The sequence below is a fragment of the Actomonas aquatica genome (assembly GCF_019679435.2).
In the GTDB taxonomy this organism is placed as follows: Bacteria; Verrucomicrobiota; Verrucomicrobiia; order Opitutales; family Opitutaceae; genus Actomonas; species Actomonas aquatica.
Genome location: NZ_CP139781.1, coordinates 5,767,021 through 5,791,808 on the forward strand (window position 1 = coordinate 5,767,021; position 24,788 = coordinate 5,791,808).

15 protein-coding genes are annotated in these 24,788 nt (G+C 65.3%); 5 read left to right on the plus strand and 10 right to left on the minus strand.

From position 1 onward, the window contains the following. Positions 1 to 25: 25 nt before the first annotated feature. Positions 26 to 2,800 (minus strand): ATP-binding protein, encoded by a 2,775-nt coding sequence (locus K1X11_RS22040; RefSeq protein WP_221030332.1) that lies wholly within the window; start codon positions 2,798 to 2,800, stop codon positions 26 to 28. A gap of 110 nt (positions 2,801 to 2,910) precedes the next feature. Then, positions 2,911 to 3,993: a ferrochelatase gene (gene hemH, locus K1X11_RS22045; protein WP_221030331.1), complete on the minus strand. Its 1,083-nt coding sequence runs from the start codon at positions 3,991 to 3,993 to the stop codon at positions 2,911 to 2,913. A gap of 199 nt (positions 3,994 to 4,192) precedes the next feature. Here hemH and K1X11_RS22050 point away from each other — a divergent pair, with 199 nt between their 5' ends. Next, positions 4,193 to 7,162, plus strand: a complete 2,970-nt coding sequence (locus K1X11_RS22050) for a PAS domain-containing hybrid sensor histidine kinase/response regulator (protein WP_324726041.1) — start codon at positions 4,193 to 4,195, stop codon at positions 7,160 to 7,162. Here K1X11_RS22050 and K1X11_RS22055 read toward each other — a convergent pair. After that, the gene (locus tag K1X11_RS22055) at positions 7,159 to 7,470 is read right to left on the minus strand and encodes a hypothetical protein (protein WP_221030329.1); all 312 of its coding nucleotides are present in this window, start codon (positions 7,468 to 7,470) and stop codon (positions 7,159 to 7,161) included. The genes K1X11_RS22050 and K1X11_RS22055 overlap by 4 nt on opposite strands. A 124-nt stretch (positions 7,471 to 7,594) precedes the next feature. Between K1X11_RS22055 and gpmI the strand changes: the two genes are divergently transcribed. Next, positions 7,595 to 9,181, plus strand: a complete 1,587-nt coding sequence (gene gpmI, locus K1X11_RS22060; RefSeq protein WP_221030328.1) for a 2,3-bisphosphoglycerate-independent phosphoglycerate mutase — start codon at positions 7,595 to 7,597, stop codon at positions 9,179 to 9,181. Positions 9,182 to 9,264: 83 nt separating this feature from the next. Here the strand turns inward: gpmI and K1X11_RS22065 are convergent, their stop codons facing one another. The 3 genes from K1X11_RS22065 to K1X11_RS22075 all read right to left on the minus strand — a co-directional run bounded on the left by K1X11_RS22065 (position 9,265) and on the right by K1X11_RS22075 (position 13,141). Next, positions 9,265 to 11,139 carry a glycoside hydrolase family 13 protein gene (locus K1X11_RS22065; protein WP_221030327.1) on the minus strand — a complete coding sequence of 625 codons (1,875 nt, stop codon included), beginning with the start codon at positions 11,137 to 11,139 and terminating at the stop codon, positions 9,265 to 9,267. A 76-nt stretch (positions 11,140 to 11,215) separates the two neighbouring features. Further along, positions 11,216 to 12,466, minus strand: coding sequence for an acyltransferase family protein (locus tag K1X11_RS22070; RefSeq protein WP_221030326.1), 1,251 nt, complete (start codon positions 12,464 to 12,466; stop codon positions 11,216 to 11,218). Positions 12,467 to 12,538: 72 nt separating this feature from the next. Then, positions 12,539 to 13,141, minus strand: coding sequence for a CIA30 family protein (locus tag K1X11_RS22075; protein WP_221030325.1), 603 nt, complete (start codon positions 13,139 to 13,141; stop codon positions 12,539 to 12,541). Between the two features lie 204 nt (positions 13,142 to 13,345). Here K1X11_RS22075 and aspS point away from each other — a divergent pair, with 204 nt between their 5' ends. The 3 genes from aspS (at position 13,346) to K1X11_RS22090 (ending at position 17,231) form a co-directional block, all read left to right on the plus strand. Further along, entirely contained in the window at positions 13,346 to 15,139 is a 1,794-nt protein-coding gene (aspS, locus tag K1X11_RS22080) for an aspartate--tRNA ligase (protein WP_221030324.1), read from the plus strand. Positions 15,140 to 15,443: 304 nt separating this feature from the next. Continuing rightward, positions 15,444 to 16,802 (plus strand): ammonium transporter, encoded by a 1,359-nt coding sequence (locus tag K1X11_RS22085; RefSeq protein WP_221030323.1) that lies wholly within the window; start codon positions 15,444 to 15,446, stop codon positions 16,800 to 16,802. A gap of 90 nt (positions 16,803 to 16,892) precedes the next feature. Further along, positions 16,893 to 17,231: a P-II family nitrogen regulator gene (locus tag K1X11_RS22090; RefSeq protein WP_221030322.1), complete on the plus strand. Its 339-nt coding sequence runs from the start codon at positions 16,893 to 16,895 to the stop codon at positions 17,229 to 17,231. Between the two features lie 447 nt (positions 17,232 to 17,678). On the opposite strand, the gene K1X11_RS22095 is transcribed toward K1X11_RS22090, so the two are convergent. From K1X11_RS22095 to K1X11_RS22110, 4 genes are all read right to left on the minus strand, one after another. Beyond that, positions 17,679 to 18,161 carry an REP-associated tyrosine transposase gene (locus K1X11_RS22095; RefSeq protein WP_221030321.1) on the minus strand — a complete coding sequence of 161 codons (483 nt, stop codon included), beginning with the start codon at positions 18,159 to 18,161 and terminating at the stop codon, positions 17,679 to 17,681. A gap of 537 nt (positions 18,162 to 18,698) precedes the next feature. Then, positions 18,699 to 22,817, minus strand: a complete 4,119-nt coding sequence (locus K1X11_RS22100) for a S8 family serine peptidase (protein WP_221030320.1) — start codon at positions 22,815 to 22,817, stop codon at positions 18,699 to 18,701. 103 nt (positions 22,818 to 22,920) lie between these two features. Further along, positions 22,921 to 23,424, minus strand: coding sequence for a tetratricopeptide repeat protein (locus K1X11_RS22105; RefSeq protein ID WP_221030319.1), 504 nt, complete (start codon positions 23,422 to 23,424; stop codon positions 22,921 to 22,923). 102 nt (positions 23,425 to 23,526) lie between these two features. Beyond that, a complete protein-coding gene (locus tag K1X11_RS22110; RefSeq protein ID WP_221030318.1) occupies positions 23,527 to 24,642 on the minus strand; it encodes a LacI family DNA-binding transcriptional regulator in 1,116 nt (371 codons plus the stop codon). Positions 24,643 to 24,788: the final 146 nt, after the last annotated feature.

Consider the following 24,788-nt stretch of genomic DNA (forward strand, 5'->3'; position numbering starts at 1 on the left):
GCACGTTGTTGCCGCCCGCTTTTTTTTACCCGCCGAGCACGGTTTTCAGCATCTTGCTGAGTTCGGCGATGCGGTAGGGTTTGGTGAGGTAACCGCAGAAACCCATTTCGAGGAACTGGCGGGCCATCTCGTCGTTGTCGTAGCCGCTGGAGACGATGGCCCGCACATCGGGGTCGATTTCCTTGAGCTTCTTGAAGGTCTCTTCGCCGCCCATGCCGCCCACGATGGTGAGGTCGAGCAGGACGACGTCATAGGGGCGGTTGACCGCGTGGTAGCGGCGGTAGAGGGCGAGGGCGTCTTCGCCGCGGTGGGCGAGGTCGACCTTGTAGTCGAGGCCCTCGAGCATCGTTTTGCTGATGTCGCAGAGCTGTTTCTCGTCGTCCATGAAGAGCACGCGGCCGGTGCCGTAGCGGAGGCTGGCGGCTTTGCGCACGCCGGTTTCGAGCGACTTGGTGGTGACGGGGAGAAAACTGGTGAAGCTGGTGCCGACACCGACGGTGGAGTCGACACCGAGCTGGCCGCCGTGTTTGCGGATAATGGACAACACGGTGGCGAGGCCGAGGCCGGTGCCAGTCTTTTTGGTGGTGAAGAACGGCTCGAAGATGCGGTCGATTTTGTCCTCGGGAATGCCGGCGCCGTTGTCCTGCACCTCGATCTGCACGTAGTCGCCGCCGGCGAGCGGAGGCACGCGGCCCTCGGCGAGGGTGACGGTGCGGCAGCGGATCCAGATGGTGCCCTGGGACGGGTCGGCCATGGCCTGCATGGCGTTGATGATGAGGTTTTGGTAGACCTGAATGATCTGGCCGCGGTCGACCTCGATGGGGCCGGCGCGTTCGTCGAGTTCGACATGGATCGTGACCGGGCTCCCGGCGGCGGCGACGCGCACGGCGTCGCGCAGAACGTCGGCCGGGCGGGTGACGGTGTAGGTGCCGCCGGGGTTGCCCTTGGCAAAGGAGAGCAGCTGACGCGTGAGGGTCTTGGCCGTCATGCACGCCGTCTCGGCGTCGCTGAGTTTGTCGTAGTCGCGGTTGTCCTTGGCGATGGAGATGGCGCCGAGGATGGTGGACAGCAGGTTGTTAAAATCGTGGGCGATGCCGCCGGCGAGTTGGCCGAGCGAGTCGAAGCGGTTGGCGCGGATGAGCTCCTCGGGCGTGAGCGACATCTCGTTGGGGTCGCGGAAGACGAGGGCGAGGCCACCGATGCGGTCGTCGGGGCCGCGGAGTTGTCGCACCGTCCAGGCGACGGCGCGGGGGGGCTGACCTTCGGACTCCAGCAAGTGCTCGGTGTGGAGACGAGGGGCGCCATCGGCTTCCAGGGCGAGCTCGATGGAGTCAGTCGCGGGCTGACGGTCGGATGCGTTGAGCAGGCGGAATTCCTCGGCGAGCGGATGCTCGCGCACGGCGGCGGTCGGCCGACCGAGGAAGCGCTCGGCCCGCGTATTCATGAAGGTAATACCCCCGTGGGCATCGGTGAGGATGACGGCCTCGTGCAGGGCGTTGAGCACGCCGGGCAGTTTTTCCTGCTCGGCGGGCGTCGGGACGGGCAGCGCGAAGGGGACGGCGGAATATCCGGCCCGGGGCGGAGGCTGTGCGTGGGGTGAGGAGGCGGGCAGCACACAGCCGACCACGCGGAGCAGTTCACCGCGGCGACTTACCCGGCGCTGCAGTCCGAGCGCGACCGGAATGTCGACGCGATCGGAACGGCGCAGGGTGGCGGGGCCATTGCCCCACGGAGCGTCGCCGCCGAAGTGGGCCAGATAGTGGGTGAGGTCGCCTTCGCAGTCGGTCAGGTGTTGGGTGAAAACGCCGATGTCGGGGTGCTCCACCGGGTCGCCGATGAGGGCGCGCCAGGCGGGCGAAGTCCAGGCGCGGCCTTCGGCAAAATCGAGGTCGAAGACGGCGAGCTCACCGTCGCCGCAGAGGGCGTCGAGGCGGTCTTCGGCGATGACGCCGAGTTCTTCGACCTCCTTGCGTTCGGAGATGTCGAGGTGGAAGCCGACCACGCGTTGGAGTTCGCCATCGGCGGCGAAGATCTGGACGCCGACGCAGTTGATCCACACCCAGTGGCCGCGGCGGTGTTTCATGCGAAACTCGACGGAGAAGCTGCGACGATCGGAGCGGGTGTGGCGACCCACCTGGTCGGGGGCGGCGGCGGAGTCGTCGGGGTGGATGAGCTTCAGCCAGGTGTCGTAGGTGTTGGCGAGATCGGCGTCGGCGTAGCCCAGCAGGCGTTTCCAGGCGGGCGAGTAGTGGGTTTCGTCGGCCGCAAAATTGAGGTCAAAAAAGCCGGCGGCGTCGCTCTGGACGAGTTGAGGCCAGGCAGTCGGGGCGTCGGTGGATGCGCTCGGCGCGGTGGTGGCTGCGGTCGGTGACGGCGTGTTGGGGGCCGCCGCGGGCGCGGGCGAGGCAGCCGGTTCACGGGGAGGGATCGCGAGTCGGGCGAGCCAAGCGATGTCGGTGCCGTCGGCTTCCTCGAGCTCCACCCGCACCTCGGTGGGTGATTCGTCGGGTTCGTGGCGCAGGCACAGCGGCACCCGTTGTTCGGTGGCGGTGGCGGAGAGCACCTCCCATTGGGTGTCCAGCAGTTCGGGGTCGTCCGAAACGACTTCGAAGGCAAAGAGCGTGACAAAAGGTTGGCCGATCTGGGCGCTGAGTGGACCGGGGCAAAAGGCCTCGGCGGCGAGGTTGGCGCCGAGAATGTGACCGCGGGCGTTGAGCAAGAAGGTTGCACTGAGCCCCGGGCGTCGAAGGGCCGGGGGGCGGGAGTGCGGATCGATCGGACTGGAAGAAGGCGAGCTCAAGGTCGGTCGGGATCGCTTCGAGCCGGGGGAGGTGGACCTAGCAAGAAGGTAGGGGAGACTTACTAGGTCCGTTCGGAGCGACAATCATCGAATGATTGCCGCGCAAGCCCCTAAGCTTGGTGGGTGGCGGCGCTGGAAAGGATGTGCGTGGCCGTGGGGCTTTCGCCCTCGAGCCAGCGGTGCACCCGGCCGGCCAGAAACTCGATGTAGGGGGCCTGGTCGTTGAGGCAGGGCACGTGGCGGAAGGATTCGCCGCCGGCGGCTTTGAACTCTTCGGCCCCTTCGCCGGCGATTTCCTCGAGCGTCTCGAGGCAATCGGCCACGAAGGCCGGGGTCATGACCACCATGCGCTTCTTGCCGTCGTGGGCGAAGCGTTCGAGTTCCTTATCGGTATAGGGGGTGAGCCAGGGTTCACCGACGAGGCGGGACTGGAAGGAGACGGACCACTTGTCGGCGGGCAGGCCGGCGCGTTTGACGAAGGCGTCGGTGGTCTTGAGCACCTGGGCCTTGTAGCACATGGCGTGGGCGGCGCTGCAGGTGGAGCAGCAGTCTTTCACGAGGGTGCAATGGGCCTTGGAGGCGTCGCCCTTGCGCAGGTGGCGCACGGGGATGCCGTGGTAGGAAAAGAGGATGTGGTCGTAGGGCTCCTCGAGGTAGGGAGCGGAGACGCGGTAGAGCGCTTCGATGTAGTCGGCGTCCTCGTAGAACGGCTGCACCGACTCGATTTTCATCGTCGGCGCGAGACGGGCGGCTTCCTCGTAGACCTTCACCACGACAGTTTCCCAGGAGGACATCGCGTAGTGGGGGTATTGGGGGAAGAGCAGCACCTCCTCGATGCCATCGGTGGCCATTTGCTCGATCACGCTGGCGATCGAGGGCTGGCGGTAGCGCATGGCGAGGTAGACGGGTAGGTCGGGGCCGAGGGCGGTGGCGAGTTTGGCGGCGACGGCTTGGGAAGTGAGGACGAGCGGGGAGCCGTTTTCGGTCCAAATTTCCTCGTAAGCCTTGGCGGATTTGGGCGCGCGGAAGCGACAAATGATCTGATTGACGAGAAAGCGGCGGGCGGGGCCCCAGGCCGGTTTGTCGATCACGCGCTCGTCGCCGAGGAATTCCTGCAGATAGGTGCGGACATCCGGCACGGCGGTGGAATCGGGCGAACCCAGGTTAACGAGGAGGACGGCGCGTTTTGGCATGTGGCGCCATTCATCGAAGCGGGGGGAAGGGTTGTCAACTGGAGGGCGGGCTTTCCCGGCGCGGGGGAAGGTGACGGCGGGCGGGGCAGTGCGTAAATCCCCGGATGGACTTGGACGGCGGGGTGCCTTTACTCGCCGGTTGCTCGTCGTGGATTTGCCACTGCTGTTTATTCCCCAACTTCCTTTTTCGCTCGGCGTGGTGTCTTGGCCGAGCGCGTTGCTGTTGAATGGCGCGGGTTGGGGGCTGCTGGGGGGCGTGTTGGTGGTGGCGGCGTTTGTCCTGGGGTTCTGGTGGCGCGGAAGGCGGGGGACCTCGGATCCGAGCAAAGCCAGCCAAGCCGATCAGGCGGGGCGGGAACGGGGGCAGGCGGATTTGCAATCGGTGCTCTCGAATCTCGATGTCTTGGTCTGGGAGGCGGAGGTTTTGGTCGAAGGGGAGTCCCTGCGATGGGACTTCCGGATCAAAGAGACGCGGATGACTCAGCGCCTCTTTGCCGAGGGCTGGCAGGAGCGGCGGATCAGCCTATGGCGGCATCTGCAGGTGCCGGAGATGGCGGAGATGGACCGGCGCTCGCGCGGGGCGATTTTGGAAGGCCTGCCGGGTTACCAGCAGGAGTTTCGGGTCCCGGAGGGCGACGGGTTTCGTTGGGTGCGTGAGACGGTGGCGATCGAACAGCGGGCGGCCGATCGATACTGGCTGGTGGGGTTTGCGGTCGATATCACCGACCAGCGGTTGGCGGAGGAGGAGTTTCGCCACAGTGAACGCAGCCTGACGGAGATCTTGAAAGGGGCGGACTGTCTGCTCTGGCGTTCGCAGGTGGAGCGAGGGGCGGATGGGGTTTTGCAATGGCTCCATTTTCGTATCCCCCGGTCGGGATTGTATCCACGGCTCTTCGGTGATCGGCCGGCCACCATGGGCGGGAAACTCTGGAGTTTGGTGGAGGTGCCCGACCTGGAGGCGATGAACCGGCGCTCGCGGGATGCCTTGGAGAATGGGGCGCCGGAGTATGAGCAGACCTTTAGCGTGCGAAATCGGGCCGGGGAGTCCTTCTGGCTGCAGGAAAAGGTTTCGATCTATCCCATCGGCGCCAATCAGTGGCACTTGGTGGGCATCGTCACCGATGTGACCCAGCGACGTAAGGCGGAGCTGGCGGTGCGACGGTCGGAGGGGCGCTACCGCTCTCTGTTTGAGCACGTGCCGGTTTCGATCGTGGAGGCGGATTTTACGGCGGTGGGTGAGTGGCTGGAGCGGCTGCGGGGGGAAGGAGTGACGGACCTGCGCGCGTATTTGCAGCGTCACCCACGGGAGATTTCGCGCGGGGCGATGCGGGTGCAGATTCTCGCGGCCAATGTGGCGGCCCGGCGCACGATTGGGGCCGAGAGCACCCGGCAGATCCGGTGGCGTCGGCGGGTGTTGGAGACGCCGTCCTCGATGGAGGCGGTGTTGGAGGCGTTCGTCGCGCTCTGGGAGGGGCGCAACTTCATCGAACGGGTGGTGGAGCTGAGGAGTCTGCACGGGCGTCACATCACCACGACGATGCGGTGGTGGGTGGCCCATGGAGAGCAGGGCTACGACCTCTCGCAGGTCATCATGATCTATGTGGATGTGACCGAATTGAAGCGGGTGCAGGGCGACTTGGCCGCGCAACGCGAGCAGTTGAGCGTCACCTTGCGTTCGATGAAGGAGGGGGTCGTCACCACGGACACGATCGGGCGGGTGCAGTTCATCAACCCGGCCGCGCAGGAGCTGATCGGGGTGAGTGAAGCCAATGCCATCGGGCAACCGCTGCTGCGGGCCTGCGGTTTTAAATCGGCCGAAAGTGGCGAGCCGCTCTCACTTGAGCTGGAGCGGGTCGCGGCGGGCGACGCGGTGCTCAATCTGCCAGCCAATACGGTGATCGAAAAGTCGCCGGGCGACCTGCGCTTGATCGAGGGCGAGCTGGCGCCGGTGCACGACCGCGAGTCGCGGGTCACGGGCGTGGTGCTGGTGTTTCGCGACATCACCGACCGCGATCGGCTGGAGAAAGAAATGGTGCGGGCCACTCGGCTCGAAGGCGTCGGGGTGCTGGCCGGCGGCATTGCTCATGATTTTAACAATATCCTCACCGCGGTCATCGGCAACCTGTCGATCGCCGCGATCGACACCGAAGAGCACACCGACGTCGGCAGTGCGGTGCGGGATGCGCGACGAGCGGCCCTCAAAGCCAAGGACCTCACCCAGCAGCTGCTCACCTTTGCCAAGGGCGGGGAGCCGATTCGAGCGGCGGTGCAGTTGCCGGAGGTCATCCGCGATATGGCGGGATTTGCGCTGCATGGAGCCAACGTGCGGGCGGAGTTCGATTTTGCCGAAGACCTATGGCTGGCCAATGTCGACAAGGGGCAAATCGGGCGCGTGGTGCAGAACCTGGTGATCAACGCGGTCCAGGCCATGCCGGGGGGCGGCCGGGTGACTTTGCAGGCGCGCAACGAGGTGCTGGCGTATTGCCCGGGGCGGCGACTGCAGCCGGGCAAGTATGTGCGTATCGACATTAGTGATACCGGTGGCGGCATCCGGCCGGAGCACCTGGCTCGGGTGTTTGATCCCTATTTCTCGACGAAGGAATCGGGAAGCGGGCTCGGCCTGTCGGCGGCCTATTCCATCGTGGCCAAGCACCAGGGTGTGATCGAAGTGGCCTCCACGCTGGGCGAAGGCACGACCTTTACCATCTGGTTGCCGGTGGCGGTGACGAACGAAACGGCGCCGGAAGAAGTCGCCGTGGAACTCGAAGCCCCGTTGCGTGGGCGGGTGCTCTTCATGGATGACGAGGAACCGATCCGCGAAATGATCGTGACGCTGCTCCGGCGCCTGGGCATGGAGGTCCAGACCACGGCCGACGGCGAGGAGCTGGTGGAGGTCTACCGGCGGGAATTTGAGCGCGGCACGCCGCCGGACCTGGTGTTGACGGATCTCACCGTGCCGGGTGGCATGGGCGGGCAGCAGGCGATGGAGATCTTGTTGACTATCAATCCGGCCGTGCGCGCGGTGGTTTCGAGCGGTTATTCCAGTGACCCGATTCTGGCGAATTTCCGCGACTACGGTTTCTGCGGCATGGTCGCCAAACCTTACGAGCTGCCCGAGTTGCGTCGCGTCCTGCAGGAGGCGCTGTCGACGGAACCGGACTCGTCCTAGGCCGCGCAGGCGCGGATGCGGGCGATGAGCGTCCCGACGTTCTCGGGGGCGATACGGTCGGTCAGCACGGTGCCGGGATATCGCAATTCGGTGTCGAGGTGCACGCCGGGCTCGGAGCCGGGGCGCACGATGTCCTCGATGAAATCCATGCCACCGCGCGGTTTGATCCAGGCGTAGAAGAGGTCGGCATCGCCCGATTCGAGCACGACATCGAGCCGGAGGAAGGTGTGACAGTAGAGGGTGAGGTCCCGAAACGACGCAAACCAGGTCGGCGGGCACGTCAGTTGATCGCGAATGATCAGAGTCATGTCGGAGCTGTGGCCTAGCAGATCGTTTGCCAAAAAACCGGGATGAGAGGCCAGCGGGTGAGCACGATTGGGTTTTGACGATCGCCCGGCGAGCGGGCCTGCTGGAGGTCGAATGTCCAACGCCATGACTGAAGAAAAACGCACGCCTGTCCTGCTCGTGATCCGCGATGGTTGGGGAAAGAACCCCGATCCCGCCGCCAAAGCTTCCAATGCCGTGGAACTCGCCGCCACTCCGTGTGACGACGCGCTGCAGGCCGGCAGCCCGAAGACCGCCATCAGGGCCTCGGGTCTCGACGTCGGTCTGCCCGACGGCGTGATGGGCAACAGCGAGGTGGGCCACGAAAACATCGGCGCCGGTCGCATCGTCGACCAGGAGCTGGTGCGCCTCAACAAGCTGTTCTCCGAGGGCAAACTCGCCGGCAACGCCGTCTGGGGCGGCATCAAAGAGCGCGTCGCCGCCGGCGGTCGCCTCCACCTCATGGGCATCGTGTCCGACGCGGGCGTGCACGGCATGCTCGACCACCTTTACGGCATCCTCGAACAGGCCAAGACCGATGGCATCAAAGAGGTGTTCATCCACGCCTTCACCGATGGCCGCGACACGCCCCCGACCAGCGGTCTGGGTTACGTGACGGCCGTTGATGCCAAGTGCGCCGAGATCGGCGTGGGCAAGATCGCCAGCGTTTGCGGTCGCTTTTGGAGCATGGACCGCGACAACCGCTGGGAGCGCGTTTCGAAGGCCTACGACCTGCTCACCGGCCGCGCCGCCGTGGCCACCGCCAAGACCGCGCAGGAAGCCGTGCAGCAGTATTACGATGCGCCGCTCAGCCCGAGCCAGACCGGTGACGAATTTGTCGCGCCGACCGCCATCGTGGACGCCTCCGGCGAGCCGCTGGCGACCTTCCAAAACGGCGATGCCGTGCTCTTCTACAACTACCGCGGCGACCGTCCGCGCGAGATCACCAAGGCCTTCGTGTTCGATGACTTTGATGGCTTCGATCGCGGCGAGAAGCTCGACCTCTACTACGCCACCATGACGGAGTATGAGAAGGGTCTGCCGGTGCACATCGTTTCGCCGAAGCCCGAGAAGTTGAAAAACATCCTCGGTGAGGTCGTGGCCAATGCGGGCATCAACCAGTTCCGCTGTGCCGAGACCGAGAAGAACCCGCACGTCACCTTCTTCTTCAACAACTACCGCAGCGATCCCTTCCCCGGTGAAGATCGCGCCTGCCCGTCCAGCCCCAAGGTGCCGACCTACGACATGCAGCCGGAAATGTCTTCGGTGGAAGTCACCGCCAAAGCGAAGGAAGCCATCCTCTCCGGCAAATACGGCCTGGTGGTGGTCAACTTCGCCAACCCCGACATGGTCGGCCACACCGGCAATCTCGACGCCGTGATCAAGGCGGTCGAGGCGACCGACAAGGGCGTGGGCATTTTGCTCGAAGCCCTCAAGTCCGTCGGCGGCAAGGCGGTCGTCACCGCCGACCACGGCAACTGCGAACAGATGTGGAACCCGGAGACCAAGGGCCCGCATACCGCGCACACGCTCAACCTCGTGGAACTCTTCGTCGTCGGCGAAGGCCTCACCAAGGATGGCACCCAGATGCGGGACGGCGGTCGCCTCGCCGACATCGCGCCGACCGTGCTCGACCTCATGGGCCTGCCGAAGCCGGTGGAGATGACCGGCGAAAGCCTCATCGCCTCGCGGTAAGGTTCGCGGCGGTTTACACCTCTATTCATTTACACCGCGCCTCGGAATCCGGGGCGCGGTTTTTTGTGCCAGTAGGCGACGGTTCAGTGAATCTCCAGCACCACCGCGCTGCGGGCGGGGACGACGACGGATTCGCTCAGGTCCTGGGTGGTGCCGGTGAGCACATCGGTGCCGTGGCTGCCCGGCGGCAGGATTTCGGCGAAGCGGGCGGTCGGGAGCACCGCCGGCTCGGGGCGTTTGTTGAGCACGACCATCACGGTGCTCTCGTCGGTGTAACGAAAATAACAATACGTGCCATCGTCGGGCACGAAGTGACGCAGCGCGCCGTCGTGGATGGCGGTGGCGGTGCGGCGCCAGTGCAGGAGACGGCGGGTGAAAGCCTGGGCATCACGTTGGTCCGTGGTGAGCCCGTCGCCGGTGAAGGCGTTGACGGGATCGCCGGCCCAGCCGCCGGGGAAGTCGGTGCGAATCACGCCGTGGTCGCCCGGGTGGTCGCGGTTGTGCATGAGGATCTCGGTGCCGTAGTAGAGCTGCGGGATGCCGCGCATGGTGAGGTTAAACACGAGACCGAGTTTAAAGAGCGCGAGGTCCTCGCCGACCTGGGTGTAGAAGCGGTCCATGTCGTGGTTGTCGGGGAAGATGACGAGGTCCTGCGGGGCCGGGTAGAGGAAGTCGTGGGCGACCGCTTCGTAGAGCCGGATGAAACCGGCGTTCCACGTTTCCTCCGGCGCGGTGAGGGCGAGGCGCAGGGCGTCGTTGAGCGGGAAATCCATCATGCTCGGCATGGGCGAAGTGTAAGCGTCGGCGTTGACCTTGCCGCGTTGCCAGTAAGCGACGAGGGCGGGGGAGAGGGTCCACTCCTCGCCGACGAGATTGAGCTGCGGATATTCGGTCAGGATGGCGGACGCCCAGCGCGCCATGAAGTGTTTATCTGGATACGGATAGGTGTCGACGCGCACGCCGGAGAGGCCGGCTTCCTCAATCCACCAGATCGCGTTTTGAATGAGGTAGTCGGCCATCAGCGGATGGCGCTGATTTAGGTCAGGCATGTCGGCGACGAACCAACCGTCGTTGAAACGCTGGCGATCAATCTGAGCCGCGTGCGGATCCTGATTGGTGGTGCGCGCGTGGTTGGTGGGCTCGAAGCGACCCGCAAAATTGATCCACTCCGCATCAGGTGGATCCTGCACAAACCAATGCTGCAGACCGCAGTGGTTGGGCACCATGTCCATGATGACGCCGAGGCCGCGCTCGCGGGCGGCGGCGACGAGGTGGAGATAGTCGTCGTGGTTGCCGTAACGCGGATCGATGCGGTAAAAGTCGGTCATGGCGTAGCCGTGGTAGGACCAACGCGGCATGTCGTTTTCGCGCACGGGGTTTAACCATAGCTGGGTCACGCCGAGGTCGGCGAGGTAGTCGAGGTGTTGGGTAATGCCGGCGAGGTCACCGCCGTGGCGGCCGTAGGCTTCGGCGCGGTTGAGGCCCTCGCGTAGGTCGGCGATTTCGTCGTTGGACGGGTCGCCGTTGGCGAAGCGATCGGGCGTGATGAGGTAAATCACGTCGCTGGCGTTAAACCCCTCGCGGTCGGCGGAGCCGGGGACGCGGGGTTTGAGCTCGTAGGAGAAGACTGAATACGTGACGTCGGGTGCGGTGAGGTGCAGCTCCAAGGAGCCGGGCGCGGCTTCCGGCGCGATCTGCAGGTAGACGAAGAGGTAACGCGGATTGGCCACGCGCTCCACGCGGTCGATGTGAACACCCGGGTAGTCGGTGAGGGAGACGGTGCAGTCGTGCAGGTTTTCGCCGTAGAGCAGCAGTTGCAGTTCGGACTGTTGCATGCCGGCCCACCAGTGGGCGGGTTCGAGGCGCTCGAGTTCCGGTTTGGCGGACAGGGGCGTCAGCAGCAGCGAGGCGATTAACGCGGCGCTGAGGAGCGGGCGAGGCAAGCGGGGGCGGGGCATGCCTGCATTCTCAAACGAAGAACCCGACCGGCAAGGGCCGGCCGGGCGTTAAAACCGGGGCTTGCCCGGAGAAAACTTAGGTGCGGGTCGCTTCGGCCACGACCGACGGAGCGGCCGCGGTTGCGGACCGGCGGAAGAGGGCGCGGTCTTTGCGGCGTCCGTTGAGGATGCGGCCGATGAAGGTGGAGCGAACGAAGAGCTCGTAGGTGAGCAGCGCGATGCCGATGGTGGCGAGGGAGATGGCGCTGAGTTTGAGCGACCAGTGCCAGGACCATTCGGCGACCACCACCTGCAGCCAGAGCACAATCGGCAGGTGGATGAGATACATCCAGTAGGACGAATCGGCCACGTAGCGCACGGTGGCGGACGGGCGGCGGATGAGTTTTTGAAACACACCGAGGGTGAGCAGCACGAGCGACCACATCACGACGGCGTAGCTCAGCACGAAGCCGGAGCGAGCGAGTTGGAAGTGCGGGTGGCCGGTATCGCCTTGAATTTCGGACAACCACAGGGCGGCGAGACCGCTGACGACGACCAACACCCAGCGCAGGGCGGACAGTGCCACGACCTGGTCAAGCAGGTGGGTGTTGCGGCGGAGCATCCAGCCGAAGGTGAAGAAGCCCCCGTAGATGAGCAGCGCGGGCAGGTGCGGGTCGAGCGAGCGGTCCGGCGTGTCCATGCCCCAGCCTTGCATGAACCAGAGCGCGCCGGCGGTGGGAAGGACGAGCAGGTAGATCGACCACGGGGCGCGGGCGATGCGACCGAGGGTGGCGTCGGCGGCACGGAGGAGTCCGCGGTAGACCGGACCCGTCAGGCGCAGCGCGGCGCGCACGCAGAGCAGCAGGGCGGTGCAGAGGATGAGGTAGTAGAGGAACCAGAGGTGCGAACCCATGAGCAGGCCTTCCGGCAGGGTGGAGAGTGTGGCGTAACCGTCGCGGATGCCGCCCCAGAAGCTCCATTCCCCGCGCATGCTTTGGCCGCCCATGATCCAGCCGGACACGAGGAGCGGCTTGAGGATGAACCAGCCCACCACGAAGGGCACGACGATGCGCAGCCAGCGGTTGGCGAGGAAGCCGGCGCCGCCCTGGCGGTGGAACGACAGGTGGCTGAAGTAGCCAGCGATGAGGAAGAACAACGCCATGCGGAAGGAGTGGCTCAACAGCATGAACGGGCCGATGACGGCGCTGGTGGACACGTCCATCACCGCCCAGCCGATGTAGATCGGCAGGAAGGAGAGGGCGGCGTGAAAGACCACACCCAACAACAAGGCGTAGGCGCGCACGGCATCGAGGTAGTCGAGGCGGGCAGGGGAGGCGGACGGGTTCATGAGGGTTCCTCGGTTGGGGGTGGCGGAGGTGGAGGGGGCGGGACGGTTGGGGCGCTGCGAATCGGCGGCGGATCAATAGAAACCGATCTCGTCGATGGCGTAGGCGAAGTCGCCCGGTTGCACGCCGGCGACGACGAGGCTGATGCTGTTGATGGTCGCCGGGTTGAGTTTGGTCTGCTCGGACCAGGCGCGCTTCATGGAGGCGAAGGGGATCTTGATCTCGTGGAAGTCGCCGTCGGCGGCGCGGGTGATGGGAGCGGCGTGGTAGTCGAAGTTGACGACCTCGGTGCTGTTGGCGGAGACGGCGAGGTTGCCGCTGGTGAGCTTCACGCGCATCACGATGCCCTCGAAGTGGCTGAGATCGGCGGCCTCGTTGGGCGCGGCCATGGGGAGCACGAGGCTCACGAAGCCGGGCTGGCCGCGGGCGGGTTTGATCTCGCCGGTGGCGGTGAGCACGCCGTCCTTCACGTTGTGCGTGAGGTGGGATTTGCCGCCGACGGTGGCGTCGTCGATCACGATGCGCGGCGCGCCGATCGAGCTCAGATCGCTTTGCGCGAAGTCATCGAGTTTGGCCGGGAATTGGCCGAGGGCGACGGTGGCCGAAGCGAGCGCGCCGAGGGCGAGCGCGAGGCGAGAAACGCGGCGGAAGAGGGAAGGGGAGGAGGAGGCTTTCATAATGTTCCTGCGGTTGAAGGGGGTTGTTGGTTTACACATAGGAGTGCCTCCGCGGCGGGGTGAGGTGACAGAGTTTCGACATTTTTTTGGCGGCAGCCCCGGCGCTCGCCGGGTGGCGGGGCAAAATGCGCCCCCGATTATTGAATTGCCCCGCTGGCGCGCGGTGAGCTTACGTCAGCCCCTTTCGTCCCCGATTTTCCGACTATGAAGCGCACCCACCACTGTGCCCAGCTCACCTCCGCCGACCTCGACAGCGAAGTCTCGCTCATCGGCTGGGTGGACACCATCCGCGACCAAGGCGGCATCATCTTCGTCGACCTGCGCGACCGCAAAGGCATCACGCAGATCAAGCTCGAGCCGCATGATAATGCGCAGCTGGCCGGGCAGATGAAGCACCTCAAGGACGAGTCGGTGGTCGAGATCCACGGCAAGGTCTCCCGCCGCCCAGAGGGCACGCAAAACGACAATCTGCCCACCGGTCAGGTGGAGGTCGTCGCCTCGGAACTGGTGATTCACAACGTCTCCGAGACCCCGCCGTTCCCGCTCGACGACGCTGGCGGCGACAAGGTCAACGAGGACCTGCGTCTCACCTACCGTTACCTCGACCTGCGCCGTCCGCGGATGCGCAAGAACCTGCTCACCCGTCACAAGGTGACCAAGGCGATCCGCGATTATTTCGACAGCCAGGAGTTCATCGAGGTCGAAACCCCGTCTCTCTTTAAGAGCACCCCGGAAGGTGCCCGTGAGTATCTCGTGCCGTCGCGCATCCACCCGGGCGAGTTCTACGCCCTGTCCCAGTCGCCCCAGCAGTATAAGCAGATCCTGATGGTGGCCGGCGTGGAGCGTTACTTCCAGATTGCCCGCTGTTTCCGCGACGAGGATCTGCGCGCCGACCGCCAGATGGAGTTCACCCAGGTGGACGTCGAGGCGTCGTTTGTGACCCGCGAGGACATTTATGAGCTCTTCGAGGGCATGGTGCGCAAAGTTTGGAAAGAAGCGGCCAACTACGATCTCGAAGGCCCGATCCAGCGCATGTCCTTCCAGGACGCGATGAACCGCTTCGGCATCGACAAGCCCGACCTGCGTTTCGACATGGAACTGGTCGATTTCTCCGAGATCTTCTGCGAGTCGTCCTTCAAGGTCTTCTCCGGCACGGTGAAGAGCGGCGGCGTGATCAAAGCGATCAACGCCAAGGGCCTCGCCGACGTCACCCAGGGCGAACTCAAGAGCCTCGAAGACACCGCCAAATCGCTCGGCGCTAAGGGCCTGGCCTTCATCAAGATCGAAGGCGGCGAATGGAAGTCGCCCATCGTGAAGTTCTTCACCGACGAGGAGAAGGCGGCGCTCACCGAGCAGCTCAATATCGAGGACGGTGACATTGTCTTTTTCGCCGCCGCGGAGTGGGAGCGCGCCTGCACGATCCTCGGCCGCATCCGCCTCGACAGCGCCCAGCTGCTGGTCAAACGCGGCAAACTCACCATTCGCCACGACGATTGGAAGTTCCTCTGGGTCATCGATTTTCCGCTCATGTCCTACGACGAGGAGCAGGGCCGTTTCGTCGCGACGCATCACCCCTTCACCTCGCCGGTGCCGGAGGATGTGGCGCTGCTCGACAGCGACCCCAAGGCCGTTCGCGGCCAGCACTACGACCTCGTGCTCAACGGCATGGAGTTGGGTGGCGGCTCGATCCGTATTCATCAGCCGGCGCTGCAGGAAAAGGTCTTCAAGGACGTGCTCAAGATTCCGGAGGACGTCGTGGAGAGTCGCTTCGGCTACATGCTCAAGGCCTTCAAATTCGGCGCGCCCCCGCACGGCGGTATCGCCTTTGGTCTCGACCGCGTGTGCGCGCTGCTCAGCGGCACGACCAGCATCCGCGACGTGATTGCCTTCCCGAAGACCCAGCGTGGTCAGGACCTCATGGCGCAGAGCCCGACCCCGGTCACCGCCCGCCAGCTCAAGGAGCTGCACATCCAGACGGTGGTGCCGGAGACGGAGTAAATCCGCGCATATTTCAGATCGTTTTAAGGGAAACCGGAGTCCTGCGGGGCTCCGGTTTTTTTTGGGCAATTTACCCAACCCGGAGAGGCAGAGGGAGGGCCTGATACAGGGGCATCTACACCTGGCAGAGGGCCCTGTTGCGACCCCGTAAGTTATTTGCAAAAGGTCGGTAAAAACTGATCCATGAAAAATTTTCAGAATCGGGAACCGTTGGCATACCCCGTGCTTTTTTCGACGTCCGGTAACGCCCCCGGGCGCTGCCTCAGCAACGTCTACAACCACTACACGATACCCAAATAAAACTATGAAGCTACGGTCCCAGCAAATGACCAGCTGGCTGAAGATGGCAGGCATCTTCGCTGTGCTGGCCGCGCTCACGCCCCTCTTCGGCCAAGACGAGCCGCCGCCTTACGAGTCCTACGACGCTTTCGTCGAGTCCGGCGGTTTCGCTCTCTTCACCGTTAACAATCTCTGGCTCCTGATCTCGGCTGCCTTGGTGTTCATCATGCACCTGGGCTTCTCTTGCGTGGAGACCGGCCTCACCCAGTCGAAGAACACGGTCAACATTCTGTTCAAGAACCTGTTCATCGTCTCCATCGGTATCCTCGGTTATGCCTTCTGGGGCTTCAACTCCATGTATCCGGGTGACTTCAATGGCTTCTTCGCCACGGGCTCTTGGTTCGGCGTCGATAATGAAGACGTCACCATGATGACCGATGCTTACGCTGCCTACACCTGGTGGACGGACTTCATCTTCCAGGCCATGTTCGCCGCGACCGCCGCGACCATCGTCTCCGGTGCCGTCGCCGAGCGCGTGAAGCTCTCCGGCTTCATGATCTACGCGACCCTGCTCGTGACCTTCTTCTACCCGATCACCGGTTCCTGGCAGTGGGGCGGTGGCTGGCTCTCCGAGCGCGGCTTCTACGACTTTGCTGGTTCCTCCCTCGTGCACGCCTTCGGTGGTTTCGCCGCCCTCGCTGCAGTGCTCGTGCTCGGTCCCCGCAACGGCAAGTATCTCGCCGGTGGCAAAGTGAAGCCGATCCTCGGTCACTCCATGCCGCTCGCCGCCATCGGTGTGTTCATGCTGTGGCTCGGTTGGTATGGCTTTAACGGCGGTTCGGTGCTCAGCGCTGATCCTCGTGGCGTCTCCTACGTCTTCGTGACCACCACCCTCGCTGCGGCCATGGGTGCGGTGTCCGCCATGATGGTGAGCTGGGGCCTGCTCAAGAAGCCTGACCTCTCCATGGGCCTCAACGGTGTGCTCGCCGGTCTCGTGGGTATCACCGCGGGTGCTGACTCCGTCTCCATGAGCGGTTCCATCTGGATCGGCCTCATCGCCGGTGCCCTCGTGGTCTTTGCCATCATCTTCTTCGACAAGATCAAGATCGACGATCCGGTTGGTGCCATCTCCGTGCACGGTGTGTGCGGTATCTGGGGCACCATCGCCGTGGCCCTCTTCTCGGACGCCGCTCCGTTCGGCATCCAGCTGATCGGCACGCTGTCGGTCTCGGCCTTCGCCTTCGTGGTCTCCCTCATCCTCGCCATCCTTGTTAAGGTCACCATCGGTATCCGCGTCAGCGCGGACGAAGAATCCGAGGGTCTCGACATCGGTGAGCACGGTGCGGAAGCTTACCCGGACTTCACCCCCGCCCACAAAGGCTGATGAACATCCCGCAAAATTGGCGTCGGTCCTAGACTTGCGCCAATGGAGCGGGGCTCTCACATTACTTACGAACCCTCCATTATTTATCGCATGAAACTGATCATCGCCATCATCAAGCCGTTCAAGTTGGAAGAGGTGAAAGAAGCCCTCTCCGAAATCGGCGTCGAGGGTATGACCGTGACTGAAGTCAAGGGCTTCGGTCGTCAAAAGGGTCACACCGAAATCTATCGTGGCAGCGAATACACCGTCGACTTCCTCCCCAAGGTGAAGATCGAGATCGTGGTCCCCGACGACGTCGTTGGTAAGGCCGTCGACACCATCGTCGGCGCCGCCAAGACCGGCAAGATCGGTGACGGCAAGGTGTTTGTCGTCGGTCTCGAAGAGGCCGTGCGCATCCGCACCGACGAGCGCGGCGAGACCGCCATCTGAGCGCTCGTTACGCGTTAGTTTAGCCTAGCCCCCTCAATTATTGCAGCGGCCGCCTCTCTCCCGAGGCGGCCGTTTTTTTGTGGGGGGCAGAGGGAGGAAAGGAGCGGAAGGCGAAGCGCGGCGGCGGCGGTTGCGGAGAGGCAACGTGGAACGGCGGAGAGGCAGCGGAGAGCGGCCGAGACGGCCGCTGCTACACTAGGACGGGGGATGTAGACGCTGGCGTGTCGCCCGCGTGCGGTGGAGAGGTGCGGCGGAGAGGGCAGGGGAGAGCGGCCGAGACGGCCGCTGCTACACCCGGACGGGGATGTAGCCGCGGGCGTGTCGCCCGCGTTCGGTGGAGTGGTGCGGCGGAGAGGGCAGGGGAGAGCGGCCGAGACGGCCGCTGCTACACCCGGACGGGGATGTAGCCGCGGGCGTGTCGCCCGCGTTCGGTGGAGTGGTGATCGCCTAGTGGTGCGATAGTGGCACGATTTCACCCGCGTAGGGCCAATCTTCGGCGTTGAGACACAGGTGTGCTCGCACCGGATTTTGCCAAACATAGGTCCACTTGGTTTGGTAGGATTCGTCACTTCTCAGTAAGTGATCGAAGAAGCTTTGCTGCCAAAGCGGCAGTCGGCCGCCGGCTTTGACCCACGTGCGGCTTAAGTGCCGCTTAAGACTTCCCACCCAACTTGAAAGAGAAGCGGCGGCGGGGGAGAGGCTCACGAAAAGATGAATGTGATCGGGCATGATGACGTAGCGTCCGACGGCGACTCCGTGCTGGTCCTGGGCTCGTGTGGAGAACGCTCTAAACGCGGTATGAATCGCGGGTGTGGCGAGGGCGTTTTTCCGCCGAATCGTGCAGAACGTCACGAAGTAGATCGGAGCCTCGTTCGCGAAAGGGACGATGCGAGGAGGTCGTCGGGGATAGGCGTCCGGGGTGGTGCCCATTAGCAAAGGCTCTCGCATTGCAGGTTATGTGCAAGAGGGGAGTGAGGGCGGAGAGGCAGCGGGAAGCGGCCGAGGCGGCCGCTGCTACACTAGGACGGGGGATGTCGCCGCGGGCGTGTCGCCCGCGTGCGACGGAGTGGTGCGGCGAGATGGGAGTGGCAGGTGACGGAGAGGCAGCGGAGAGCGGCCGAGACGGCCGCTGCTACACTCGGACGGGGATGTAGCCGCGGGCGTGTCGCCCGCGTGCGGTGGAGTGGTGCGGCGGGGTGGGAGCGGCAGGAGGCGGAGCGGCAACGGAGAGCGGCCGAGACGGCCGCTGCTACACCCGGACGGGGGATGTAGCCGCGGGCGTGTCGCCCGCGTGCGGTGGAGTGGTGCGGCGGAGCGGGCGGGGGAAGCAGGCGGAGAGGCAACGGAGAGCGGCCGAGACGGCCGCTGCTACACTTGGACGGAGATGTAGCCGCGGGCGTGTCGCCCGCGTTCGGGTAGCCGAGGGCGGACGGGGGCGTCGGCGCTCCCTGGTGGTTGCTTTCCGGCTTAGTTTTCCGGGAGGAGGTAGACTTCCACCAGGACGATGCCGGTTTGGTTGGTGGGGGCGGTGACGCGGGCGGTGTAAGCTCCCGGCGGCAAGGTCGTCACGAGGGCGGCGTCGGCGCTGCTGTTTTGGAGCGGAAACGCCCCCACGGTTTCGGCCGCCGCGCGGACTTGTTCGAGTCCGCGCCAATCTTCGTTGCCGGTCTCCGCGGTCTGGCCGACGAGCAGGGTGAGTTGCGGGTCGTTGAGGGTCGTTGCCGGGTTGAGGAACTGATCGAGGCCCGGACCCACGGCGCGGATGAGCACGGTGCGGGGGGAGTTGCCAGCGAGCACGAAACCCAGGGTCACGTCGCCATTGGCGGCGAGGGCCGTGCGGGCGGAGAGATTGGTGAGGCGGGTGCGCAGCTCGGCTATGTCGGCGTCGTAGATTTCCACCAGACCGATGCCCGGCGCCGTATCGTCGGTGCGGGGAAGGAGCTGGGCGGTGTAGGCCTCGGAGCCAAAGGAGGTGCGCACCACGCTGTCGGCGCTGCCATCGGGCAGCGGAAAAGCGCCCAGGTCGCGGCCGTCGCCGGTGGTGCTTGTCCAGCCACTGTTGGAGACGAGGGCGGCGGAGGTGTCGGCGGTGCGATACACTTCGAGGGTGGTTTCGCTCACGGTGCCGGTGACGCCGAAGTCGGCGAGCGTGGGGCCGATGCCGCGGACGACAAGGGGTTTTCCGACCGGTCCGGAGAGCACGAAGCCGGCGGTGAGCACGCCGGTGCCGCGGGTGGTGCGGTTGCGGACCGAGAGGTTCACCAAACGTCCCGGATCGACCGGATCGGTGGCGACGGTGCGGCCGATGATTTCGAGGGTGGCGCGGCCGAGGTGGCGTTGGCCGTGGCGGTATTGGGGCCACGGATACTCGGGGCCGGCGGCGGGCTCGATGCCGTCGAGATCGAAGGCGTAGACCTTGCCGTCGCCGTTGCCGATGTAAATGCGGCCGTCGGCGAGGGCGGGGGAACTGCGGAACCAGTTGCCGGCCGACCAGGAGCGCAGCAGGTTGCCGTCGCGATCGAAGCGGAAGAGTTTGTTGGCGTAGCTGCCGACGATGATGGAGCCGTCGGCGGCGATGGCCGGCGAGCTGGCGCGGGCCTGGGCTTCGATGGAGGCCCGCCAGACTTGGGTGCCGTCGGTTTGATCGAGGGCGTAGAGGAAGGCGCCGTAACTGGCGAAGTAGGCCCGGCCCTCGCCGAGGGCGATGGAGGAGGAAACGTTTTCACCGGCTTCGGGCGTGCGGAAAACCCAGCGCAGGCTGCCGGTGGAGGTAAGCGAGAAAACGGTGCCTTGGAGCGTGGATACGTAAATGTTGCCAGCGCCGTCGATGGCCGGGGAGGTGTAGATGCCGCTGTCGTCGTCGGCGCCCTCGGCGTTCTGCGGGAGGTAGCGCCAACGCAGGGTGCCGCTGGGGTTGAGGCAATGCAGGGCGCCGTCGTTGGCGGGCAGCAGGATGGCGCCATCGGCGGCGATGGCGGGACCACCGTAGCTGCCTTCACCATCGGTCGCACCGGAGTAGGACCACAGGCTGGTGCCGTCGGGGGAGAAGGCGCGCAGGACGCCGTCGTCGCGTTTGAAGTAAGCGGTGCCATCGGCGGCGACAGCGGGGGCGGCGGTGAACGGAGCATCGTCCTGCCCGATGCTCCAGCGGGTAGAGCCGTCGGGATTTAGGCCGTAGAGGTAACCTAGGCGGGTGCCGAACAGGATGGTGCCGTCGGGGGCGAGAGCAGCGGCAGCGGAGTCGGAGTAGCCCTCGGTGGCTACGCGCCAGAGCTGGGTTCCGTCGGGTCGAATCGCATAAAAATGTGCGTCGGAGCTACTCACGTAGATGATGCCGTCGGGCCCGACGGTGGGCACGTTGGTGATGGTGGGGCGTCGGGCGTCGGGATCGTCGTCGTCGAAGGCACCGGTGGCGAACTGCCAAAGAGCGTCGGTGAGGGAGAGGGTGATCTCGCCGTCGTCGGAGCCATTGTAGGTGTCGATGGCGATGAAGTAGGTGGTATCCTCGACGGCGGTCCATTGCACGAGGGCGTTGACGTTGGCCCCGCTGGGGCCGGTGTCGTCGGCCGCGCCGAGACGCGTGAGGTTGGTGACGGTGGAGCCGGTGAAGACGCCGAGCATGGGATCGGTGGACTCGGAGTAGGCGCTGGCTTGGAAAACCCCGTCGTGCGGGGCGGTCCATTTATACCAGAGGGTTTGGCCGGCGGCGCCGCTGGCGATGGTGGGTTCGCCAAACTCTCGGGTGGCGCTGGCGTTGGTGGTGGTGATGAGCGGGGCGTCGCCGGTGAGTTCCTGGGCGGAGGCAAAGGCGTCGTTGGCGGCGGCGCTGGCGAGGTTGAGGATCACGAGGCCGGCGCTGAAGCTGTCGCTCGCGATGTAGTAGGTGGTGCCGAGGGTGGCGGTGAAGGAAACGCGGGAGGTGAGGAAGCCGGGCGCTTCGTTGTCGTTTTGGGCGATCTGAGTGAGGGCGTTGAGGCTGGTGCCGGTGTAGACCGCGAGGGCGGTGTCGCCGTCGGAGCCGCGCGTATCCACTTGCACAATACCGGAGGAGGGGGCGGTCCAGGCCCACCAGAGGGAGTTGCGCAGGCGGCCGGCGTGGGAGGGCTCACCGGCCTGAGCGGTGGCACCGACGCTGTTGTTGCGCACGGTGATGATTTCGCCCTGCAGCACGGCGGCATCGGCGAAGTCGTCGTTGAAAGGACGGGTGTCGCTGGTGGTGAGGGCGTTGAAAACGTTGAGGCGGCCGCCGGACTGGGCTTCGCCGGTGAAGGCGACGCGACGATCGACGCCACGGAGGAGACGGTTGATGGTGGCGCGGTAACCATCTTGTGGATACTGCGCGCGGAGCAGAGCGACGGCGCCGGCGACCATGGGGGAGGACATGGAGGTGCCGCTGGCGACGCGCGTGTCGGTGTCGGAGTCGACACCGAGGGACATGATCTCGGAACCGGGGGCGAAGAGATCGACGAGACCGGAGCCGGTGTTGGAGGTCGTCGAAACGTCGTCGAGGCGGGTGGAGTTGCCGACGGTGAGGATGTTGTCGAGAGGGTAGTTGGCCGGGTAGGCGGCGCTGATATCGAGGTCGAGACCGTCGTTGCCGGCGGAGGTCACGAAGATGATGCCGGCGTTGCGGGCGGCGCGGATGGCCTCGCGCTCACCTTGGGAAAAGCCGCCGGAGCCGTAGGAGGCGTTGATGACGTGGGCGCCATGGCGGACGGCGTAGTTGATGCACTCGATGGCATCGGCGTCGGATCCGTTGCCTTCGGTGCCGCCGAGGAAACGCAGGGGCATGATCTGCACGCGCCAGGCGACGCCGGTGCCGCCGACGCCGTTGTTGGCGGCGGCGCCGATGATGCCGGCGACGTGGGTGCCGTGGCCCTCACCGTCGTCGTCCGTGGGATTGCCGGTGCCGTCGCGGGCGTCGATGCCATGCACGTCGTCGACGTAGCCATTGCGGTCGTCGTCACGACCGTTGCCGGCGATTTCGGCGGAGTTGGTCCAGAGGTTGGGCGCGATGTCCTGGTGGGTAAGGCGGATGCCGTCGTCGACGACGGCGACGATGATGTTGGACGCGTCGTTGCGCAGGTCCCAGGCCTCGGTGGAGTCGATGTCGGCATCGGCGGTGCCACCGGATTGGCCGGTGTTGCGGTGGTGCCATTGGGAGCCATCGGCGAAGGTCGGGTCGGTGGGGACGAGGGCGCGCTCGCGGATGTGGTTGTAGTCGACGAATTGGTAGCGGCCGGTGGCGAGGAGTTGGGTGCGGGCCTGGGCGGGCGACATGCCGTCGGGCAGGCGCAGCACGCGCAGTCCGTTCATGAGCGGATAAACGCGATCGAGCTCGAAACCGGCGGCGGTCTCGGCGGCGGCGTAGGTCGCCTCGGCGGTCTCGTCGTAGGTGTCGCGAAGGGAGGGCTGCGGCAGGGCGATGACCTTTTGGTTGGTGAACCCCTGGGAGATTTCCTCGGCGGTGAAGCCGGTGGTGCGCATGCGTTCGCTGTCGGGCGCGGCGAAGAGCCAGGTGGCAGAGGCGAGGAGGATGGTGAGGAGGGTAAGACGGGCGCGGGGGCGGACGCGGGAAGGGCACATGGTGGAAGACAGACCGGTGTGGCGGACGGGTGTTTCGGGAAAATGGTGGAGGCGGGAGAGGGCAGGCACTGCTGCCACTTGCTCACGCTCGAGCCACGAAGGCTCAGGTGAGTTGATTAAGGAAGTGGCGGAGGTTGCGCTGGTGGGCGGTGATGCCGAGGTCCTCGGAGGTGTCGAGCAAGGTGGTGAGGGCGAGTTGGAGCGCTTCGGTATGGCGGCCTTGGTCGTGGCGGAGCAGGGCGAGGTAGGCGTCGAATTCGGCCTGGTCGGGGAACTGGGCCTGGCCCGACTCGAGGGTGGCCGCGGCGGCGGCGGTCTGGCCGAGGTTGCGCTGGCAAATGGCGAGAGCGATGAGGGCGTTGCTCTGCTCGTTGGGAGACAGGCCGAGGGCGATGGCGCGCTCGAAGTGCGGCAGGGCCTGCTCGTCGCGGCCCATGGAATCGAGGGTCCAGGCGATCTGAAAGGAGATCTCAGCGACGTTGGGATAGGTGGTGTCGAGCTGCTTGAGCTGGGTCAGCAGGGCGCTGGTTTGGCCGCCGTGACGGGCGCTGACAATGGTATCGAGCGGCTGGCGCCACGCGGGAGTTTCCGAAGCATCTTCTGCCATGGCAGGAAAGGAAAACGGGCCATGGCAGGAGGCAAGAGTGCGGCGCGGCGGCGGGCGCAGGATGTGGCGACTTGGCCACGACACTTAGGCGACGCGGCGATTTTAGTCGAAGGCGCTGGGGAGCAGCTCAGGGAACTTGCCGAGGTTGCAGAGCAGGGTGTCGGCTTCTTTGGCGGCGTCACTCTCCGGATCGCAGGCCGGGGCGGTGGCACCGTCGACCCAGCGGCCGTCGATGATGACGGTGCGGGGCTTTTCGGGCAGGCCTCGCTCGTGGCGGAGGAGTTGACCGGCGACCATGTCGACGCAGGCGGCGCCGATGCTTTCGGGGTCCTGATAAACACCGGCCATGGTGCCATCGTCCGCCGGGATGTCCAAGTTGACGTAGGCGACATCGCGGGGAATGCGCATGCCGGCGCCGGCCAACCATTCCGGGATGCGGCGGTCGACACTGAGGATGGCGTCGGGCTTGGTCTCGCGAACCCAGCGGATGAAGAGGGTTTCGTCGAGCTCGGGCGGCCGGTGGAGGAGCTCCTCCTGAAACTCGCCGACCTCGTGCATTTGCCAGAGGTAACCGGCGCCCCAGAGGCCGTTGACGCGGCGGTCAAAGTTGCCGGAGAGGGCGAAGCCGATGCGTTTGAAACCGGCGCCGCGCAGGCGGGTCACGCCGACGCGGACCGAGGCGGTGTGGTTGTCGGTCACGCGATGGAGGCGGGGAGAGGTGACGGAGAAGCCCACGGTGGCGGCGGCGAAGTGTTTCCACGCCAGTTCGAGCGGGCCGGGGGCGGCCATGGGGGCGATGATGAGGCCGTTGATGCCGCGGTTGTAGAGGATGTCGCTGAGGCGGGAGACGTTGCCGCGGGCGTCACCGAGCCAGAAGTGCTCGAGCTTGTAGCCAGCGCGGGCGGCGCGGGCGTCGGCGCCGTCGTGGACGCGGGAAAAGAAGTGGATGTTGCGCCAGCCCTCGCGCTCGGGGAAGGTGGTGACCCAGGCGAGGGTGACGCGATCGGCGGGCGGCTGGCCGGCGCGAATGGCGCTCATGGCCTCGGCGAGGAGCGGGTTGGGTTTCCAACCGAGCCGTTTGGCGATGGCCTCGATCCGCTCGCGGGTGGCGATGGGAATGCGGGGATGATGGCGGAGCGCCATGGAGACGGCGGCGCGGGAAACGCCGGCTTCTTCAGCTATTCGGGCAAGGGAAGGGGTATCGGATCGACGGCGCATGATGGGGGTAAACGCGACTGGTCAACGTTTCATAGACGTTAAACAAGGGCTGGCCATGACGAATCTGGGCGATTGATCGCTAAATCAAAAAATAGTTGAGCGAGCTGCTGGGGCGACCTCGGGAACAGGGGGCGAAACGGTTAACG

Excerpts from the sequence above, each read along its gene's own strand:
- hemH (WP_221030331.1), bottom strand. The coding sequence starts at position 3,993 with ATGCCAAAACGCGCCGTCCTCCTCGTTAACCTGGGTTCGCCCGATTCC.
- K1X11_RS22085 (WP_221030323.1), top strand. The coding sequence starts at position 15,444 with ATGAAGCTACGGTCCCAGCAAATGACCAGCTGGCTGAAGATGGCAGGC.
- K1X11_RS22065 (WP_221030327.1), bottom strand. The coding sequence starts at position 11,139 with ATGCCCCGCCCCCGCTTGCCTCGCCCGCTCCTCAGCGCCGCGTTAATC.
- K1X11_RS22090 (WP_221030322.1), top strand. The coding sequence starts at position 16,893 with ATGAAACTGATCATCGCCATCATCAAGCCGTTCAAGTTGGAAGAGGTG.
- gpmI (WP_221030328.1), top strand. The coding sequence starts at position 7,595 with ATGACTGAAGAAAAACGCACGCCTGTCCTGCTCGTGATCCGCGATGGT.
- K1X11_RS22075 (WP_221030325.1), bottom strand. The coding sequence starts at position 13,141 with ATGAAAGCCTCCTCCTCCCCTTCCCTCTTCCGCCGCGTTTCTCGCCTC.
- aspS (WP_221030324.1), top strand. The coding sequence starts at position 13,346 with ATGAAGCGCACCCACCACTGTGCCCAGCTCACCTCCGCCGACCTCGAC.
- K1X11_RS22070 (WP_221030326.1), bottom strand. The coding sequence starts at position 12,466 with ATGAACCCGTCCGCCTCCCCTGCCCGCCTCGACTACCTCGATGCCGTG.
- K1X11_RS22105 (WP_221030319.1), bottom strand. The coding sequence starts at position 23,424 with ATGGCAGAAGATGCTTCGGAAACTCCCGCGTGGCGCCAGCCGCTCGAT.
- K1X11_RS22110 (WP_221030318.1), bottom strand. The coding sequence starts at position 24,642 with ATGCGCCGTCGATCCGATACCCCTTCCCTTGCCCGAATAGCTGAAGAA.
- K1X11_RS22055 (WP_221030329.1), bottom strand. The coding sequence starts at position 7,470 with ATGACTCTGATCATTCGCGATCAACTGACGTGCCCGCCGACCTGGTTT.
- K1X11_RS22100 (WP_221030320.1), bottom strand. The coding sequence starts at position 22,817 with ATGTGCCCTTCCCGCGTCCGCCCCCGCGCCCGTCTTACCCTCCTCACC.
- K1X11_RS22095 (WP_221030321.1), bottom strand. The coding sequence starts at position 18,161 with ATGGGCACCACCCCGGACGCCTATCCCCGACGACCTCCTCGCATCGTC.